The 18,175-nt window shown below is 53.4% G+C and carries 17 protein-coding genes and 1 riboswitch; of the genes, 2 read left to right on the forward strand and 15 right to left on the reverse strand.

The window, feature by feature from the left end; all coding sequences use genetic code 11:
• Nucleotides 1–259 precede the first annotated feature (259 nt).
• From trpA to trpD, 4 genes are read right to left on the reverse strand one after another with little or no spacing between them, the layout of a single operon-like run.
• Nucleotides 260–1,033 carry a tryptophan synthase subunit alpha gene (gene trpA, locus BLQ59_RS12170; protein ID WP_074573143.1) on the reverse strand — a complete coding sequence of 258 codons (774 nt, stop codon included), beginning with the start codon at nt 1,031–1,033 and terminating at the stop codon, nt 260–262.
• Nucleotides 1,026–2,216, reverse strand: a complete 1,191-nt coding sequence (gene trpB / locus BLQ59_RS12175; RefSeq protein ID WP_074573144.1) for a tryptophan synthase subunit beta — start codon at nt 2,214–2,216, stop codon at nt 1,026–1,028. Before trpB ends, trpA begins: the two co-directional genes overlap by 8 nt.
• A complete protein-coding gene (gene trpC / locus BLQ59_RS12180) occupies nt 2,213–3,019 on the reverse strand; it encodes an indole-3-glycerol phosphate synthase TrpC (RefSeq protein ID WP_074573145.1) in 807 nt (268 codons plus the stop codon). The genes trpB and trpC overlap by 4 nt, the downstream gene beginning before the upstream one ends.
• Nucleotides 3,016–4,047: an anthranilate phosphoribosyltransferase gene (gene trpD, locus BLQ59_RS12185; protein ID WP_074573146.1), complete on the reverse strand. Its 1,032-nt coding sequence runs from the start codon at nt 4,045–4,047 to the stop codon at nt 3,016–3,018. The genes trpC and trpD overlap by 4 nt, the downstream gene beginning before the upstream one ends.
• A gap of 566 nt (nt 4,048–4,613) precedes the next feature.
• Between trpD and serC the strand changes: the two genes are divergently transcribed.
• Nucleotides 4,614–5,705: a 3-phosphoserine/phosphohydroxythreonine transaminase gene (gene serC / locus BLQ59_RS12190; RefSeq protein WP_074573147.1), complete on the forward strand. Its 1,092-nt coding sequence runs from the start codon at nt 4,614–4,616 to the stop codon at nt 5,703–5,705.
• A 55-nt stretch (nt 5,706–5,760) separates the two neighbouring features.
• Here the strand turns inward: serC and BLQ59_RS12195 are convergent, their stop codons facing one another.
• From BLQ59_RS12195 to BLQ59_RS12205, 3 genes are all read right to left on the reverse strand, one after another.
• Nucleotides 5,761–6,132: a VOC family protein gene (locus BLQ59_RS12195; protein ID WP_074573148.1), complete on the reverse strand. Its 372-nt coding sequence runs from the start codon at nt 6,130–6,132 to the stop codon at nt 5,761–5,763.
• The gene (locus BLQ59_RS12200; RefSeq protein WP_256324676.1) at nt 6,119–6,826 is read right to left on the reverse strand and encodes a phosphatase PAP2 family protein; all 708 of its coding nucleotides are present in this window, start codon (nt 6,824–6,826) and stop codon (nt 6,119–6,121) included. The genes BLQ59_RS12195 and BLQ59_RS12200 overlap by 14 nt, the downstream gene beginning before the upstream one ends.
• A gap of 174 nt (nt 6,827–7,000) precedes the next feature.
• Nucleotides 7,001–7,960 (reverse strand): L-lactate dehydrogenase, encoded by a 960-nt coding sequence (locus BLQ59_RS12205; RefSeq protein WP_074573150.1) that lies wholly within the window; start codon nt 7,958–7,960, stop codon nt 7,001–7,003.
• Between the two features lie 201 nt (nt 7,961–8,161).
• On the opposite strand from BLQ59_RS12205, the gene BLQ59_RS12210 reads away from it, so the two are divergent.
• Entirely contained in the window at nt 8,162–9,439 is a 1,278-nt protein-coding gene (locus tag BLQ59_RS12210; protein WP_074573151.1) for an L-cysteine desulfidase family protein, read from the forward strand.
• A 60-nt stretch (nt 9,440–9,499) separates the two neighbouring features.
• Here BLQ59_RS12210 and BLQ59_RS12215 read toward each other — a convergent pair whose 3' ends face one another.
• The 8 genes from BLQ59_RS12215 to ribD form a co-directional block, all read right to left on the reverse strand.
• Entirely contained in the window at nt 9,500–11,635 is a 2,136-nt protein-coding gene (locus BLQ59_RS12215; protein WP_074573152.1) for a PTS sugar transporter subunit IIABC, read from the reverse strand.
• 256 nt (nt 11,636–11,891) lie between these two features.
• Nucleotides 11,892–12,680 carry a response regulator transcription factor gene (locus tag BLQ59_RS12220; RefSeq protein WP_143005357.1) on the reverse strand — a complete coding sequence of 263 codons (789 nt, stop codon included), beginning with the start codon at nt 12,678–12,680 and terminating at the stop codon, nt 11,892–11,894.
• A 275-nt stretch (nt 12,681–12,955) separates the two neighbouring features.
• Entirely contained in the window at nt 12,956–13,834 is an 879-nt protein-coding gene (gene hslO, locus BLQ59_RS12225) for an Hsp33 family molecular chaperone HslO (RefSeq protein WP_074573154.1), read from the reverse strand.
• A gap of 52 nt (nt 13,835–13,886) precedes the next feature.
• Nucleotides 13,887–14,447: a phosphodiesterase gene (yfcE, locus tag BLQ59_RS12230; RefSeq protein ID WP_074573155.1), complete on the reverse strand. Its 561-nt coding sequence runs from the start codon at nt 14,445–14,447 to the stop codon at nt 13,887–13,889.
• Nucleotides 14,448–14,468: 21 nt separating this feature from the next.
• Nucleotides 14,469–14,936, reverse strand: a complete 468-nt coding sequence (ribH, locus tag BLQ59_RS12235; RefSeq protein ID WP_014424133.1) for a 6,7-dimethyl-8-ribityllumazine synthase — start codon at nt 14,934–14,936, stop codon at nt 14,469–14,471.
• Nucleotides 14,937–14,960: 24 nt separating this feature from the next.
• Complete coding sequence (locus tag BLQ59_RS12240; protein WP_014424132.1) at nt 14,961–16,172, reverse strand: bifunctional 3,4-dihydroxy-2-butanone-4-phosphate synthase/GTP cyclohydrolase II; 1,212 nt, start codon at nt 16,170–16,172, stop codon at nt 14,961–14,963.
• A 17-nt stretch (nt 16,173–16,189) separates the two neighbouring features.
• Nucleotides 16,190–16,822, reverse strand: coding sequence for a riboflavin synthase (locus tag BLQ59_RS12245; protein ID WP_074573156.1), 633 nt, complete (start codon nt 16,820–16,822; stop codon nt 16,190–16,192).
• Nucleotides 16,823–16,826: 4 nt separating this feature from the next.
• Complete coding sequence (gene ribD, locus BLQ59_RS12250) at nt 16,827–17,927, reverse strand: bifunctional diaminohydroxyphosphoribosylaminopyrimidine deaminase/5-amino-6-(5-phosphoribosylamino)uracil reductase RibD (RefSeq protein WP_074573157.1); 1,101 nt, start codon at nt 17,925–17,927, stop codon at nt 16,827–16,829.
• A 108-nt stretch (nt 17,928–18,035) separates the two neighbouring features.
• A riboswitch (FMN riboswitch) is annotated at nt 18,036–18,160 on the reverse strand.
• Nucleotides 18,161–18,175: the final 15 nt, after the last annotated feature.

Genomic DNA, 18,175 nt, shown 5'->3' on the forward strand with positions numbered 1-18,175 from the left:
AGCGAAGACCGGCCCGACGCAGGTAGTAACTAGAAAGCACGCTGAAAGACGCGCCGCTGGCCTGCCCGGCGCATCCCGCTAAATAGCTCTAACTTGACAGGGAGGGACGTTTAGCGGAAACAGCAAAAGTACTCCCCCGTGAACCCCTGACAACGTATGAACGGGATACCTTCAGCACGAACTGCCCGATAAACTGCAATTTGAAAAAGCCCGTTTCATCAACGGGCTTTTTGCTGTCAGGGGCTATCCCCCTGCACTATTACAGTAAATTGCGCGGATGCATGGAACGCACATAGGCCCCCACATACTCCGGTGCTTCTTTGCCGTATTTCTCCAGCAGCTTGACAATGGCCGAACCAACGATCACGCCGTCGGCAATCTGTGCCATCTTCTTCGACTGGTCGGGGTTGGCGATGCCAAAGCCAATGGCGCAGGGCACATCGGTTACCTTGCGGATGGCTTCCACCATTTCCGCCAGATTCGTCGTGATTTCCTTGCGCACGCCCGTAACCCCGAGACTGCTGACCACATAGATAAAGCCCTTGGCCTCCTTGGCAATCATGGCAATGCGCTCATGGGAGGTCGGCGCAATCATGGAGATCAGGTCTACGCCGTATTTTTCGCTAAGGCTGGCAAATTCTTCCTTTTCTTCATAGGGCAGGTCCGGCAGGATCAGGCCATCAATGCCGACTTCCTGACATTTGGCAAAGAAATCTTCCCCGCCATAGGAGAATACCACATTGGCATAGGTCATAAAGACCAGCGGAATCTTTACATCCTGCCGCAATTCCTTGACCATCTTGAATATCTTATTGGTCGTGACGCCATTCTTGAGCGCCCCCAACGTGGAACGCTGGATTACCGGACCTTCCGCTGTGGGATCAGAGAAGGGAATACCAAGCTCAATCAGGTCCGCGCCGTTCTCCACGGCCGCGCGAATAGCCGCCTTGCTGGTCTCCATATCCGGGAAACCGCAGGTAAAAAAGGGAATAAAGGCTTTGCCGTTCTTGAATGCATTTGCGATATTACTCATGGATATCCTCCCCCCGATAGCGGGCAATGGCGGCGCAGTCCTTGTCGCCCCGGCCAGATACAGTTACAACGATAATCTTATCCTTCGCCATCTTCGGTGCCATCTTCATGGCATAGGCAATGGCATGGCTCGACTCGATGGCCGGAATGATGCCCTCGGTACGGGACAGATATTCAAAAGCGTCCACCGCTTCATCATCGGTGATGGCCACATATTCTGCGCGGCCGATATCATGCAGGTGCGCATGTTCCGGGCCGACACCGGGATAATCGAGGCCGGCGGAAATAGAATACACCGGCGCAATCTGCCCATTCTCATCCTGACAAAAATAGGATTTCATGCCGTGGAAGATCCCCAGACGGCCTGTATTGATCGTAGCCGCCGTCTCGAAGGTATCAATGCCCCGGCCGGCTGCCTCACAGCCAATCAGTTTGACATCTTTGTCTTCAATAAAATGATAGAAACTGCCGATGGCATTGGAACCGCCGCCCACACAAGCCAGCACCGCATCGGGCAGGCGGCCTTCCTTTTCGAGCATCTGTGCCTTGATTTCCTGGGAGATAACCGCCTGAAAATCCCGCACAATCGTGGGGAACGGGTGCGGGCCCATGACCGAGCCCAGGCAATAATGCGTATCACTGATGCGCGTCGTCCATTCGCGCATGGCTTCCGATACCGCATCCTTGAGCGTCGCTGTGCCGGACGTAACGGGTACCACTTTCGCGCCCAGCAGCCGCATGCGGTAGACATTGAGTGCCTGTCGCTCCGTATCTTCCTTGCCCATAAAGACCACGCATTCCATGCCCATCAGCGCTGCCGCCGTGGCCGTGGCCACGCCATGCTGGCCGGCGCCGGTTTCGGCAATCAGCCGCGTCTTGCCCATCTTCTTGGCCAGCAGGGCCTGCCCTAAAACATTGTTGATTTTATGAGCGCCCGTATGGTTAAGATCCTCGCGTTTGAGATAGATTTTCGCGCCGCCGAGGTCTTTCGTCATCTTTTCCGCATAATACAGGCGGGAAGGACGACCGGCATAGTCATTCAAGAGTTCCGTGAGCTCCTGCTGGAACTCCGGATCGTTTTTATAGTGATTATAAGCTTCTTCGAGTTCAATGATGGCATTCATCAGGGTTTCCGGAATATACTGGCCCCCGTGAATACCAAAGCGTCCCTGTGGATTCGTCATGGCAAAATCTCCCTTTCTCTATCTGCAGCGGCATAGAATTCCGCCAGCATCGCATTCTTATCCGCACTGCGCATCAGTGCTTCCCCTACCAGTATGGCATCCGCGCCCATCGTTTTGGCCCGCTGCACGTCCGCAGCTGACTTCACGCCGCTTTCCGATACGAACAGCACTTCCGGCGGCACCATCTGCCGCAGCCGTCCGCTGCTCTCGATATCCACGGAAAAGTCCTTGAGGTTGCGGTTATTCACGCCGATGATTCCGGCTCCGGCTGCCAGAGCGCTTTCAATTTCCCGTTCATCATGTGCTTCCACCAGGGCCGACAGTCCCAACTCGTGGGCAATCGCCATATATTCCCGGATGCGTTCCGTCTCCAAGAGCGAGCAGATCAGCAGCACCGCCGAAGCTCCGAGCACCTTGGCTTCATAGATCATGTATTCATCAATCGTGAAATCCTTGCGCAGGCAGGGCGTCTTCACGGCCGCCGCGATTTCCTGCAGATATTGGTCACTGCCCAAAAACTCCCGCGGTTCCGTAAGCACGGAAATAGCATCGGCACCAGCCGCTTCATACGCTTTCGCAATCTGCAGATAAGGAAAATCCGGGGCAATCAGGCCCTTCGAAGGCGAAGCCTTCTTGCATTCGCAGATAAAGGATAATCCATCATGGGCCAGCGCCTGCCGAAACGGGAAATCCCCTTTCGGCATAGCCTCTGCCTCCTGCCGCAGTTGCGCCAAAGATTTCTGCCGTTTAGCCGCTGCCACCCGTTCACTGGCATACCCGGCCAGCCGTTCCAATACATTCATGCTACAGCCTGCGCTTTCTGGCTGACTTCAATCAGCTTCTCCAAAGTCTCCATGGCCTTGCCGGAATCAATCAGTTCTGCTGCCAGCTTGATGCCTTCGGCAAGCGTCGGCGCCTTCTCATTGATATAGAGCGCCGCACCAGCGTTCAGGAGTACCGCATTACGCTTATGGCCTTTCTCGCCCTGCAGGATGCTGCGGGTAATCGCGGCGTTCTCTGTCGGCGTGCCGCCCACGAGATCTTCCTTCGTGCAACGTTCCATGCCGAAATCCTCCGGCTTGATGGTATAGGCTTTCACCCAGCCGTCCCGGATCTCACAGACCGCCGTGGGAGCTGACAGGGAAATCTCATCTAATTTATCCTTGCCGTAAACCACCATGCCGCGCTTGACGCCGAGGCTGCTCAGGACATGGGCCAGCGGTGCGACGAGATACTCATCATAGACACCTAAGAGCTGGCGCGTGGGGCTGCCGGGATTGGTCAGCGGCCCTAAGATATTGAACACCGTGCGCACGCCGAGTTCCCGGCGGATTGCGCCGACATATTTCATGGAGCTATGATACTTCTGCGCAAAGAAGAAACACATGCCCACTTCATTCAATAATCTCTTGCACAGTTCCGGGCTCTGTTCAATATTGACGCCAAGGGCTTCGAGGCAGTCCGCCGTGCCGCATTTGGAGGACGCTGCGCGGTTGCCATGCTTGGCGACCTTGACGCCGCCAGCCGCAGCCACGAGGCTGGCCGTTGTCGAGATGTTGAAGCTCTGGCTATGGTCGCCGCCGGTACCTACGATATCGCAGATGTCGAGCCCTGTATCCACCTTCGTGGCATGGTCACGCATGGCCGCCGCGCAGCCCGCGATTTCCTCAGTGGTTTCGGCCCGGGCACTCTTGGTGGAAAGCGCCGCGAGAAACGCCGCATTCTGCGTAGGACTGGTCTTGCCACTCATGATTTCATTCATCACGGCATAAGCCTCATCATAGGTCAGATCTTCCTTGCCCACAATCTTTACAATCGCTTCTTCAATCATTTTGCCTGCTCCTCTCTTACTGCCGTTCTGCCGTAAGTCCGGGCAATATAAAACGCCCTTGACAGAACTATCCATTCTATCAAGGACGAACAAGTGCTATACACTATCCGCGGTGCCACCTTGGATTCACGGAAAATCCGTGCGCTTTGCAGGATACCAACATATCCCCGGAAACTTACGCGTTCCTCACGTTGCAGAATACTCTGATCTGACATTCCAGATCATTTGACTGCACCCTCCGCGGTCCATTTGACAGTTCGTTTCTTGCCTGACTTCCAGCAATGCAGGCTCTCTGTAAAGGCGTAGCTGCCGTTATCTCCGCTTCATCGGTTTCGTTTTTGTTATTGTTTAATTTTGAAATTGATGTTAGCTTATCACTTATCACCCTTTATGTCAAGATATTTTTCGTAAATCTGTAAAATTTATCCTTTTTACAATTCCATCTGTTCCCTGTAAACAAACAATATTTGTTTTTGCCCTTGCTTTTATAAAAAATTAGGGGTAAAATAAAGAAAAATATCTACCATATGTAACTTTGTAATTTTATTACTTTTAGGAGGTACTCCATGGAAGCAAATCGCGTGTATAACTTTAACCCCGGTCCGGCTACCCTGCCCCTGTCGGTGCTCAAGGAAGCCCAGGCTGAGTTTTTGAATTTCGGTGACAGCGGCATGTCCATTCTGGAAATCAGCCATCGTGCCAAACCCTATGCAGCTGTCCATGCACAGGCAAAAGCCGATATCAAGGAACTCATGGGACTCGGCGATGATTATGAAGTCCTGTTCTGCCAGGGCGGTGCCAGCCAGCAGTTCGCCATGATTCCGCTGAACTTTGCCAGCAAGGAACATCCTGGCAGCTACGTGCTCTCCGGCAGCTTTGCCTCCAAAGCCTATAAAGAGGCGGAACTCTTAGGCGTGGGTGAGATTGCCGCTTCCAGCAAGGACCGCGACTTCAAGCATATTCCCATTCAGGAAGAGCTCAAGATCAACCCCAATGCCGCTTATGTGCATCTTTGCTACAATAACACCATCTACGGCACGGAGTATCATTATATTCCGGAAACGAATGGCGTACCTCTCTTTGCGGATATGTCCTCCGACATGCTCTCCCGCCCGCTCGACTTCGGCAAGTTCGACTTTATCTATGCCGGCGTGCAGAAGAACCTCGGCCCGGCTGGCGTAGTGCTCGTAGTAGCCAAGAAGGAACTGCTGGCCAAGAGCCCCAAGACGCTTCCCACCATGTTCCGCTACAGCACCTTCCTCGAAAAGGATTCCCTCTACAATACGCCGCCTGCTTTCTGCATCTACATGGTCGGCAAGGTTGCCGCCTGGATCAAGGAGCAAGGCGGTCTGGAGGAAATGGCCAAACGCAATGAGAAGAAAGCTGCTGTAGTCTACGGCGCAATCGATAACTCTGACGGCTTCTACCGCGGCCATGCGGACAAGGACAGCCGTTCCTTCATGAACGTCACCTTCCGCCTGCCCAGCGAAGAACTCGAAGCCAAGTTCGTGAAAGAAGCACTGGAACAGGGCCTTAGCGGTGTCAAAGGCCACCGCAGCGTCGGCGGCATGCGCGCCTCCATCTACAATGCTATGCCCTACGAAGGCGCCGAAAAACTCGCCCAATTCATGGACAAGTTCCGCAAGGAAAACGCCTAAGATAACAAAAAAATTCTGACCGGTCAAGCGACGGTCAGAATTTTTTTTGGCAAATTTACAGATTCAGCACTGGCGGCAGGATTTCCAGCCAGTAGCCATCGGGATCGACGATGAAGTAGATGCCCATGGCTGTATTCTCATAGCAGATGCAGCCCATCTCCTCATGCTTGGCATGGACAGCGTCGAAATCATCCGTGCGGAAGGCCAGATGGAACTCGTTATCGCCCAGGTTATACGGCTCCTTGCGGTCAGCCAGCCAGGTCAGTTCCAGCAGATGTTCACTGCCCTGTTCATCGCCCAGGAAGACGATCTTGAAGCCTTCGCCATCTATATGACGGACCTCTGTAAGCCCCAAAGCTTCCTTGTAGAACTTCTTGCTGCGCTCCAGATCCAGCACATTGATGTTATTATGGTCAAACTTGATCATTTTGCGTTTCTCCCTTCAAAAATAGCTTTTCATATCTCTGCACCAGCCAGTCAATCAGTTTATCTGCAGCCGGTGTCAGCAGCATCCAACTGAGCACGATGAGATTCACACTAGCGGCCCCCACCGCGATATCACTTACCCAATGAGCGCCGGACATCACGCGGGGCAGCGAAAACAGCACCACTACTGCCAACCCTGCCATAAATGTACGCCAGCCAAAGTAACGCAACATATAAAAGCAGAAAATCAGCAGGCACATGCCATGGTCACCGGGAAAGCTCGAACCCGACCAATCCTTGGCCGGCCAGCCGGTAAGATTCGAAACCCTGAGCACCGGCACGCCCAGCTCCGTGAAGAACTTGGTGGGACTTGGACGCTCCACATTCCAGGCCAGGTCAAACTGCTTGCCGATCACAGCAGTCAGCAGCATGACTGCCCCCATGCAGAGCATCCAGCGGCGGCCGGCCTTATCCATCTTCCGGTAATGCCAGCCAAAAATTCCCAGCATCGTCAAAAAGCCAATCGTGTCAAAGAAGCGCAGATTGGTAAAGGCCACCAAATAGCGGAACGGCAGATTATCCCCCAGCATCCCGTTGAAAAACAGGAACACCTGACTGTCAATTGCCGGCCAAAAGCCCTGCATCGCGCTATCATACTGCGCAGTGCTCCAACTGTAGAACAAAGCAATTCCCAATAAATTAAACAGAATAATCAAAGCAATCCTTTTCGTCGTAAACATCTCCTAAACTTTATTTCCCTCTTTACACTTTACCCTGTCCAATCCATTGTGTCAATGTTTCCTGTCTGAAATAAAAATGGTGGGAAATATACCAAGAGGTATATTTCCCACCATTGGGCAATCTATGGATCAGTCAATAACTTTATTCGCCCGCATGACCGCTTTGACGCTTTCGGCACTCTTCTGCAGGAGTTCCAGTTCAGCAGACGGCAGATGCAGCGGGATGCGCTTCTCTACGCCGTTCTTGCCGATGATGCTGGGCAGGGACAGCGCCACCTCATTAAGGCCATATTCGCCGTTGAAGGGCATGGAAACCGGCAGGACTGCGTGTTCATCGAACAGGACTGCCTTGGCCAGACGGCAGGCCCCCATGGCAATACCCGTGTTGGTCCAGCCCTTGGACTGCAGCACATCATAGGCCGTATTGACAACTTCCTGAGCGATTTCCTCACGGTTCAATTCTTTTTCATGGTCATAGAACTCATCGAGGCTGTCCAAAGGCACGCCGCCGATATTCACGGTACTCCAGGCTGGGAAGGCGGAATTGCCATGCTCACCGAGCATATAGCCCTGCACATCGGAAGCATCCACATGGTAATGTCTGCCGATGATGCTCTTGAGGCGCATGGTTTCCAGCGTAGTGCCTGTACCGAACAAACGGCCCAGCGGATAGCCAAATTCCGTAGCGGCCACATAGGTCGTGATATCCAGGGGATTGGTGATCATGATGAAGACAGCCTCTCGGGTATACTTGGTAACCTCTTTCATTACATCACGAATAACTGTAATGTTTTCCTTGGCCAGTGTGAGTCTGTCCATCTTCTGTCCCGGCAGGATGCTGGGGCCGGCGTCACAGATGATCACATCAGCGTCCGCACATTCCTCGAAGCCGCCGGAATGGACATGAATCCCCGGTACATAGCTGCAGGACAGCGAATGCACGGCATCCAGCGCCTCGCCATGAGCGACTCCCGGCTTGATGTCAATGCAGGCAATATCGGCCGCCAGCTGGCAGGCAATGGCCCGGGCTAGAACCGCAGAACCTACATGACCTAATCCTATGATTGCTAATTTGTGTGGCTTAAACACTGTAACATATCCCCTTTATTTAAAGTTTTCCTGTAAATTACATTTACAGTTTTACAGTATACACCTATTGTCAACAATTTACAACATAGTAAATAAAAATCACATTTTTGTAATCGGATTTTACTTCTTGCAATTTTCTTTCTCTCTCTCATCATTTTGTGCTATAATTACAGATTATATACAGAAAATGGAGACACTGATATGAAAAAGAATTGCCCCACCTATAAGAATTATGTGGAAATCCTCAAGCGTGAACTCGTGCCGGCAATGGGCTGCACGGAACCCATCGCCATCGCCTACTGCGCCGCCAAGGCCCGGGCGGCGCTTGGCCAACTGCCGGATAAGGTCACCATCGCCGCCAGCGGCAACATCATCAAGAACGTAAAGAGCGTCATCGTTCCCAATACGGGCGGCCGCAAGGGCATCGAAGCCGCTGCCGCCATCGGCATCGTAGCCGGCGATGAGACAGCAGGGTTAGAAGTCATCGCCCATGCCCAGGAAGCTGACAAAGCCAGACTCGGTGATTATCTTGCCCATACGGAAATCAACGTAGAATTTGCCCAGTCCGAACACGTACTGGACATCATCGTCAAGGTCAGTAAGGGCACGGACAATGCCGAAGTCCAGGTAGTCAATGAGCACACCAATATCGTCAGGATTGTCCGTAATGGCGAAATCCTGTTGGAAAAGGAAATCGTCCCGGTCGTTGACAACGGCAAGCCGGACTACGAATGCCTGACCATTGAAGATATCTATGACTTTGCCATGACCTGTGACCTCGAGGATGTCCGTGCCATCCTTGACCGGCAGATTGCCTATAACACGGCAATTGCTGACGAGGGACTGAAAAATGATTACGGAGCCAATATCGGCAAGACGCTTTTGAAGGCCTATGGCAATGCTGTGCACATCCGCGCCCGGGCCAGGGCGGCTGCCGGTTCCGATGCCCGCATGAACGGCTGCGAACTGCCCGTGGTCATCAATTCTGGCAGTGGCAACCAGGGCATGACCGTGTCCCTGCCTGTCATCGAGTATGCAAAGGAATTGGGCGCCGATAAGGAAAAGCTCTACCGCGCCCTGCTGCTGGCCAATCTCGTCACTCTCCACGAAAAGGAAGGCATCGGCCGCCTGTCCGCCTATTGCGGTGCCGTCAGCGCCGGGGCAGGTGCTGGCGCCGGCATCGCCTGGCTCTGCAGCGGTGACTACAAGACCGTCATCCATACCATCGTCAACGCCCTGGCCATCACCTCCGGCATCGTCTGCGACGGTGCCAAGGCCTCCTGCGCCGCCAAGATTTCAGCTGCTGTGGATGCCGGCATCCTGGGCTTTGAGATGTACCGCAATGGCCAGCAGTTCTACGGCGGTGATGGACTCGTCGAAAAAGGCGTGGAAAACACCATCCGCAACATCAGCCGCCTGGGCCGCATCGGCATGAAGGAAACCGACAAAGAAATCATCAGCATGATGATTGGCAAATAAAGGCATAAAAATAAGAGTGCAGCAAATGCTGCACTCTTTTAGTTTATCCGTCAGTCGGACTTAGTAGGAAGCTACTGCATCCAGAGCCTTGACGCCATAGGATTTCTCCATATGGACAGCCTGGCCGCCCGTGAAGATCACGAGGCAGACATCAGACGGAGCATTAGCCTTGACATAGTCGAGGTCAACTTCCATGAGCTTGTCGCCCTTCTTGACCTGCTGGCCCTGTTCCACGAACACTTCGAAGCCCTGACCGCCGAGTTTCACGGTATCAACGCCGAAGTGGATCAGGAATTCCGTGCCATCAGCGGCCTTCATGCCGATGGCATGCTTCGTGTCGAAGACGAACATGACTTCGGCATCACAGGGAGCCACTACATGGCCGTCAGCCGGAGCGATGAAGAAGCCGTCGCCCATCATCTTGCCAGCGAAAGCTGCATCCGGAGCTTCCGTGATAGCATGAGCCGTACCAGCAACCGGAGCATAGAACTCGTTGTCGCCATGAGCAGCCACTGGAGCTTCAGCCTGAACCTCTGCCGTTTCTTCTACGACCGGAGCATCTGCATCTGCTTCAACTTCCGGAGCCGTAGCCAGATATTCTTCGAGGTTGGATTTGATGACCGCAACCTTCGGGCCATAGATAACCTGTACGCCGGTGCCCTTGACGATTACGCCGGAAGCACCCGTAGCCTTCAGGAGTTTCTGGTCAACCAGAGCAGAATCTGCCACAGAGCAACGCAGGCGGGTTGCGCAGCAGTCCACGGACGTGATGTTGCGCTTGCTGCCCAGTGCGCGGGCAATGGTCTGACTCAGTTCATCAGCGCTGCCGCTTTCACCCTTGGCACCAGCCTTGCGGGCATTGACGTCAGCCTTGGTGTAGAGCTTCGTTTCTTCATCATCATCCTCACGGCCCGGCGTCTTGAAGTCGAACTTCTTGATCAGGAAAGAGAATGCGAAGTAATACAGGAAGAAGTAGATGATACCAACCGGGATAATCAGCATCCAGCTGGTCTTGTCATTACCCTGCAGGATACCGAAGATGAAGAGGTCGAGCAGACCACCAGAGAAGGTCAGACCTACTGCGATATTCAGGATATGGGCAATCATGTAAGCTGCACCGGCCAGGATAACCTGCACACCGAAGAGCAGCGGAGCAACGAACAGGAAAGAGAACTCGATCGGTTCCGTGATACCGGTCAGCATGGAAGTCAGCGCTGCAGACAGCAGGAGACCGCCGGCAACCTTCTTCTTTTCCGGACGTGCGCAGCGGTACATAGCCAGAGCAGCACCGGGCAGACCGAAGATCATGAAGATGAACTCACCGGAGAAATAACGCGTAGCGTCAGCACTGAAGTGTGCGACATTCGGGGAAGCCAGCTGAGCAAAGAAGATGTTCTGACCACCCTGAACGAGCTGGCCATCGATCATCATGCTGCCGCCCACGCCCGTCTGCCAGAACGGCAGATAGAATACATGGTGCAGACCGAACGGGATCAGCGCACGTTTCACGATACCGAAAATCAAAGTACCGATATAGCCCGTGCCCGTAACGACATTGCCAAGACCGAAGATGATATCCTGGGCAATCGGCCAGATGAAGGTCATGGCAATACCCACGAACAGAAAAGCTACCGTGGATACGATAGGAATAAAGCGGGAGCCGCCGAAGAAAGACAGGGCATCCGGCAATACGATCTTATAATAGCGGTTGTGCAGGATGGCAACGCCGATACCAACGATGATACCGCCGAATACGCCCATCTGCAGGGACATGATACCGCAGCTCGAAGCAATGGTACCTTCCAGCACGCCCGGAGCAATGGAGCCGTCAGCCAGGATCTTGCCCGTGAGCTGCAGCATTGCATTACAGGAAACATGCATGACGAAGAAGGAAATCATGGCAGCCAGAGCAGCTACTTCCTTCTCGGCTTTGGCCATACCAATCGCAACGCCCACGGCAAAGATGATTGGCAAGTTGCCAAAGATGGTGCCACCTGCTGCGCTCATAACCGTGAGCAGGGAATGGAGCACCGTGCCATCACCGAAGATGGCTTCCAGTCCATAGGTCTTGATGGTCGTCGGGTTCGTGAACGACGCGCCAAGGCCTAACAAAAGACCGGCAATCGGCAGAACTGCAACCGGCAGCATGAAACTGCGGCCAACGCGTTGCAGCACGCTAAAAATTTCGTCTTTCAATTAGACACATCCTCTCTTGGTCCAAATAAAAAAAGCCTTCATCTGCCATTTTACCTGAGTACCACAGCAGACAAACGCTTCTCCACCGGACCTGACATAAAATATTCACCCGCGTTATTATATCATAGTTATGGAGAATACATCAAGTTATTTTTCGTGTTTATGCAATTTTTCAGTATATTTATGATAATCCCATGCAAAAAAGTCCCTGTGATTTTGCGCCAAAGCAAAACCACAGGGACTTCTTTATTCATAGTCAAACATAGTTGAGCACGGCTTTTTCCATGACACAGCGATGTATGATTCCGCTGCGATTGGATTCGCCCATCTTTTTCGCAATGGCCGATACGTGTTTTTTCACTGTTGCTTCTGCACAGATAAGCTTGTCCGCAATCTGACGGTTGGACATCCCCCGACAGATCAGCGCCGTGATCTCGCGTTCCCGTTCTGTCAGCCCGAATCGTTCCCGGAGCACCCTGCGCGCATAAGCACCACGCTCACTCTGCGGATGGAACTCATACATCCGGCGCATGATCATAGGTTCAAGCAGACGCATACAGAACAATTCTTTATCTGTAAAATTGCCGCTCTCCTTGCGGCGCAAAAGCCAGAACTTGCCTAACAGCAACCCCTTGTGCACCATGAAAATCTTGCAGGCATAACTCATGCCCAATTCATCATGCACGAGCCTGCCAATATCCGTCTGAGACAGGAATGTATCATTAAACATATCCGAATCCCGGAAGACAATGGATTTCTTCTGCCACTCCAACGCACAATAGACGCTGGATTTATGTGCCAATTCTGCCGCTCGTTCAATCAAGATTCTATCCGGTACCACCGCAGCCTTAGTATATGCTATCGGTTCCAGACAATGTTTCTCGTTCTGATCATTTTTTACGACATAGGATATCCCGCAGTCAAATGGTGCCATCTCACTGATAACCTCGAACACCGTTTCACGGAACTCTTCTACAGAAGCCATCATGATCATGGTCGCCCCTCTGGTCATCTGCCAGCACTCATCCTCATTCAATTGTAGCACGCAACAACCTGCCTTTCTTGGGGAAATTTACACATACATATCATCCATAACACACCCGCTATTATACAACGAAAAAGCAGGTCTTACAAGACCTGCTTTCCTAATAAATATAATTCCTTTACCTGCAAAGCTTCCCCACTCTTGAAGGTATGTATGTGTGTCATCACTTCCCCAAGTGACATGAATTATTATACGAGGGATTGCTATGTCATACAATACTCCCTAAGGGGAATCTTTTCGCCTATCTGCCACTTTAGTAGTATATGGACGAAAAATCAGCGAACCTTATCCGCAGCTGCCGCTAATTCCTGCAGCTCCTCACCGGTGAATTCATACTTCTCATTGCAGAACTGGCAGCAGACTTCTGCTTTGCCATCAGCAACGAGGCTGTCGAGATCTTCTTTGCCCAGGCTGATCAGCACATTGAACAGCATATCCTTGGAACAATGGCATTTGAACGCCAAATCCGTCTCGGACATGTAGTTGATGTCAAAGCCCTGCAGCATCTCAGCGATGATATCCTTGGCCGAATAGCCCTTCTCCACCATATGGGATACGGAATTGACCTTCTGCAGGTTGGCTTCCAGCTTGGAGATGCACTCCTCCGTAGCATCCGGCAATGGCTGGATAAAGAAGCCGCCTGCACCGATGCATTTGAAATCCGGATTCACCAGCACGCCGAGGCCAATGCCCGACGGCGTCTGCTCGGACACATAGAGATATTTGGTCAGGTCATCGGCAATCTCGCCGTCAGTAATCTCGCAGCTGCCGGTGATGGGATTTTTGAGTCCCGTGAAGCGGGTAACAGACACAGTGCCGTTCGTGCCGACACCGCCGCCCACATCAATCTTGCCCTTGTCGTTGAGCGGCAGGTTCACATGAGGATTGCCCACATAGCCGCGAACATAACCTTCCGGCGTGGCATCGGCCGTGACGATGCCAAGCGGACCGCCGCCATTGAACTTGACCGTCAGGGCTTCTTTGTTCTTGAGATTTGCCGCCATCAGCAATGCGCCAGTCATCGTGCGCCCCAGAGCTGCCGCCGCCACCGGATAGCAGTCGTGGCGGGAAATCGCCTCATTTACAAGATTCGTCGTTACAGCCGCATAGATACGTACACCTTCGGCCGTAGCTTTTACTAAATGGTCTTTCATTACATCTTTCCTCTCAACGGTAAAAGCCCTCCCCGGCGGGGAAGGCCCATTTTTACTTCAACGTATAAGTCGCCAGGACTTCATCCGTATCAATATCATAAATCGAAATCGTCCCGTTGTCCAGTACCGCAAAGGTATTGCGGCCATCTTCGCGCTTGGACAGCGCCGCCGAACCCGGATTCAGGAATACCGTGTTGCCGCGCTTCTCGAGCACCGTAGTATGGATATGACCGCTGATAAAGAGGTCGGCCTTTAAGTGTGCCGCCAGTTTATCCTTTTCTGCATCCGTCATCACCGCATCCCCATGGGTTACAATGATGCGCAGGCCCTCGGCCACCACATAGGCATAGGGTGCTTCGATGGGCAGCTCGATGCAGCTGGCATCCACGGAAGAATCACAGTTGCCCTTGGCGATGATCACCGGCACCGGGCAATTGTTGATTTTTTCCACAAGTCCCATGGGATTGTAGTCGGCCTTCATGGGATTGCGTGGCCCATGGTAGAGCACATCCCCGGCATGCAGGATCATATCCGCATCATGGAACTGCTTGTCAAAAGCCGTCTGCCAGGCTTCCTCATGGCCATGCGTATCGCTGATAATGCCAATCTTCATTTGCCTCAGCCTCCTATGCGCTTAGCCGATTTTCTTGAGCAAATTAGCCATTTCCATAGCGGCCATGGCTGCATCGGTACCCTTGTTGCCTGCCTTCGTGCCGGCACGTTCCACAGCCTGCTCGATATTTTCCGTCGTCACTACGCCGAAGATGGTCGGTACGCCCGTCTGCATGCCTACCTGGGCAACGCCCTTGGACACTTCGTTGCAGACATAGTCATAATGCGTCGTCGAGCCACGGATCACGGCACCCAGTGCAATAACGGCATCATACTTGCCGGATTCGGCCATCTTCTTGGCCACCACAGGAATCTCGAAGGCACCCGGTACCCAGGCCACATCGATATCCTCGTCCTTGGCTTCATGACGATGCAGGGCATCCAACGCACCGCCCAGGAGCTTGCTCGTGATGAATTCATTGAAGCGAGCCACTACGATGCCCACCTTCATATCTTTTGCGGTAATAAAACCTTCAATAACATTAGCCATTGTCATTTCCTCCCAAAACGTAAATTATTTCAACGTGTCATCATTCAATAGATGGCCCATCTTGGTCTTCTTGATGGTCAGGTACTTCTTGTCAAACTTATTAGCGTGGATCATCAACGGCACGCGCTCCGTGATGGTCAGGCCATAACCTTCGAGCCCTGCGCGTTTGGCCGGGTTGTTGGTCATCAGACGGATGCTCGTAAGCCCCAAGTCAGAGAGAATCTGTGCGCCAATGCCATAGTCGCGCAGGTCCGGCGCAAAGCCTAGTTCCACATTAGCCTCCACCGTATCGCGGCCCTTATCCTGCAAAGCATAAGCGCGCATCTTGTTGGCCAGGCCGATGCCGCGGCCTTCCTGACGCATATAGAGCACCACGCCCTCGCCTGCAGCTTCGATTTTCTTGAGTGCCGCCTGCAGCTGATCGCCGCAGTCACAGCGCATGGAACCCAATGCGTCACCGGTCAGGCATTCGGAATGCACGCGTACGAGCACATCCTTCTTGCCGGCTACATCGCCCTTGACAATAGCCAGATGACATTTGCCATCGAGTTTGCTCTCATAGGACTTGATGCGGAAATGACCGTATTTGCTCGGGAAGTCCACATCTGCTACCTGCTTCACAAAGGTTTCCGTGCGCTTGCGATACTCGATCAGGGACTTGACCGTAATCAGATGCAGGTTATGTTCTTTCGCGAACTCAATGAGTTTCGGCGTGCGCATCATATGGCCGTCATCGTCCATGATCTCGCAGCAAAGACCGGCAGGATAGAAACCAGCCAGACGCGCCAAATCCGTCGTGGTTTCCGTATGACCGGCACGGCGCAGCACGCCCCCTTCTACCGAACGCAGCGGGAACACATGGCCCGGACGGCGGAAACTTGCAGCCTTGGCCTTGGGATCCAGCAGCAGCTTGATGGTCTGGCAGCGCTCATAAGCGGAAATGCCCGTCTCCGTATCGTAAGCGTCAATGGACACCGTAAAGGCCGTCTCATGATTGTCCGTATTGTTGACCACCATCTGGCCGATGTTGAGCTCATCGAGGCGCTTGCCGTCAATCGGCGTGCAGATGAGCCCCTTGGCATAGGTGGCCATGAAGTTGATGTCCTCCGGCGTGACGGTAGCGGCAGCTACGATCAGGTCACCTTCGTTCTCGCGGTCTTCATCATCCACCACGACTACCATCTTGCCATTCTTTATATCTTCGATTGCTTGTTCAACCGTTGCAAAATCTGCCATATTCAAAATCTCCTTACTTAAAATCCATTTTCCCGGAGGAAGTCCAAAGTCATTGTGCTCTTTGCCGGCGCCTTGCTCCCGCCTAGCATCTTCTCGACATACTTGCCCAACACATCCGTTTCGATATTGATGGGACTGCCGAGCTTCTTGCTGCCGAGGTTCGTGACCTCCCGGGTATGGGGAATCAGACTGACCGTAAAATCATGATCCGTGACACTGGCCACCGTCAGGCTGATGCCATCGAGCGCCACCGATCCCTTCTCCACGATATAGCGCAGCAGGCCGCTCTCTGCATTGACGGTCATCAGGATTGCATTGCCTTCATCGGTAAATTTGACGATTTCGCCTGTGCCGTCAATATGACCGCTGACAATATGCCCGCCCAAGCGGCTTGCCAATGTCAGGGCCCGTTCCAGATTCACGGGACTGCCCTTCTTGAGCTCGGCCAGCGACGTGCGGCGTACCGTCTCTGGCATCACATCGGCCGTAAAACTTGACCGGTCAAAATGCGTGACCGTCAAGCACACACCGTTGACCGCAATGCTGTCGCCTAAATGCACATCTTCCAGCACCTTCTGACAGTCAATGACAAGGCTGCCGCCGCCAATCCGGGCAACGCGCCCCACTTCTTCGATTATACCGGTAAACAAACGCTCACCGTCCTTTCACATAGCCTGTCAGCAAAATATCTGCGCCTAACTGCTCCACAGTGGTATTATTAAGTTCCACGGCCTCGCTGAGCTCGGCAAAGCCCTCGCCCTCCACAGAGGTCAAGGCCTCCCGCCCGCCGATAATCTTCGGGGCGATAAAGGCGTGCACCTTGCTGACCAGCCCAGCCTGCAGCAGGGCAAAATTCACCGTGCCGCCGCCTTCGACAAAGACCGAGCAGATTTCCATCTCGCCCAGCTTCTTCATCAGCAACGGCAAATCCACCTGCGGTCCGCTGCCAGCGATCATGATGGCCACGCCCTTGTCCTTCAGCGCCTGCACCCGATCTTTCGGCGCGGCTTCCGTCACGGCGATGATGGTCAGCGCCGCCCCATCATTTACCAGCTTGGCGTCCAAAGGCGTACGGGCCTTGCTGTCCACAATGATGCGCACAGGATTCTTGCCCGTTCCCCCCGGCAGGCGCGTGGTCAAACTGGGATTATCGGCCAGCACCGTACCAATGCCCACCATTATGCCGTCATAGAGGTCACGGTACTCATGCACACGCGCACGGGCTGCTTCGCCTGTTATCCACTGGGATTTTCCCGTATGCGTGGCAATCTTGCCGTCCAGGCTCATGGCGGTCTTGAGCACTACAAATGGCATCTTCTCGCGAATCCAGTGCAGGAACACCTCGTTCAGGGCCACTGCTTCAGCTTCCAGCACGCCGCAACGTACCTCGATACCCGCCTGTTCCAGGATGGCAATGCCCTTGCCTGCCACCTTTGGATTGGGATCGCCCATGGCGATGACACAGCGCTTGATACCGGCCTTCACCACCGCTTCCGCACAGGGGCCTGTGCGCCCGTAATGAGAACATGGTTCTAACGTCACATAGAGCGTGGCCCCCCTGGCTAAGTCTCCCGCCATATTCAGCGCATGGATTTCCGCATGTGGCGTGCCGGCCTTGCGATGCCAGCCAGCGCCCACGATGCGCCCCTCCCGGACGATCACCGCCCCCACCAAAGGATTCGGCGATGTGCGCCCCGTGGCATTGCGGGCTAAATTCAGCGCTACCCGCATAAAATCTTCATCTTGCAAATTCATCACCTCAAATTCAATGGAATCAAGGTTTGTGAATGAGACTTCGATGATAAGAAAACCAAAAAACCACCGCGAATCATCTTCGCGGTGGCTGTCTCTGCATGCAAATCAACATGCCTTTTCTCATCCCGACTATACGGTCGGCTCCGGAATCTCACCGAATCATGCCCCAGGAAACCTAAGGGCTTGCGGGCTATACCGCCGGTGGGGAACTGCCCCCCGCCTCAAAGACAAATCTCTGAGTCTTATGA

Origin of the sequence: Pseudoselenomonas ruminantium (assembly GCF_900104055.1) — a bacterium.
GTDB classification, from domain to species: domain Bacteria; phylum Bacillota; class Negativicutes; order Selenomonadales; family Selenomonadaceae; genus Selenomonas_A; species Selenomonas_A ruminantium_C.

Coding starts and splice junctions, on each gene's coding strand:
- trpA (WP_074573143.1), bottom strand. CDS start 1,033: ATGAGTAATATCGCAAATGCATTCAAGAACGGCAAAGCCTTTATTCCC.
- trpB (WP_074573144.1), bottom strand. CDS start 2,216: ATGACGAATCCACAGGGACGCTTTGGTATTCACGGGGGCCAGTATATT.
- trpC (WP_074573145.1), bottom strand. CDS start 3,019: ATGAATGTATTGGAACGGCTGGCCGGGTATGCCAGTGAACGGGTGGCA.
- trpD (WP_074573146.1), bottom strand. CDS start 4,047: ATGATTGAAGAAGCGATTGTAAAGATTGTGGGCAAGGAAGATCTGACC.
- serC (WP_074573147.1), top strand. CDS start 4,614: ATGGAAGCAAATCGCGTGTATAACTTTAACCCCGGTCCGGCTACCCTG.
- BLQ59_RS12195 (WP_074573148.1), bottom strand. CDS start 6,132: ATGATCAAGTTTGACCATAATAACATCAATGTGCTGGATCTGGAGCGC.
- BLQ59_RS12210 (WP_074573151.1), top strand. CDS start 8,162: ATGAAAAAGAATTGCCCCACCTATAAGAATTATGTGGAAATCCTCAAG.
- hslO (WP_074573154.1), bottom strand. CDS start 13,834: ATGAAAGACCATTTAGTAAAAGCTACGGCCGAAGGTGTACGTATCTAT.
- yfcE (WP_074573155.1), bottom strand. CDS start 14,447: ATGAAGATTGGCATTATCAGCGATACGCATGGCCATGAGGAAGCCTGG.
- ribH (WP_014424133.1), bottom strand. CDS start 14,936: ATGGCTAATGTTATTGAAGGTTTTATTACCGCAAAAGATATGAAGGTG.
- BLQ59_RS12240 (WP_014424132.1), bottom strand. CDS start 16,172: ATGGCAGATTTTGCAACGGTTGAACAAGCAATCGAAGATATAAAGAAT.
- ribD (WP_074573157.1), bottom strand. CDS start 17,927: ATGAATTTGCAAGATGAAGATTTTATGCGGGTAGCGCTGAATTTAGCC.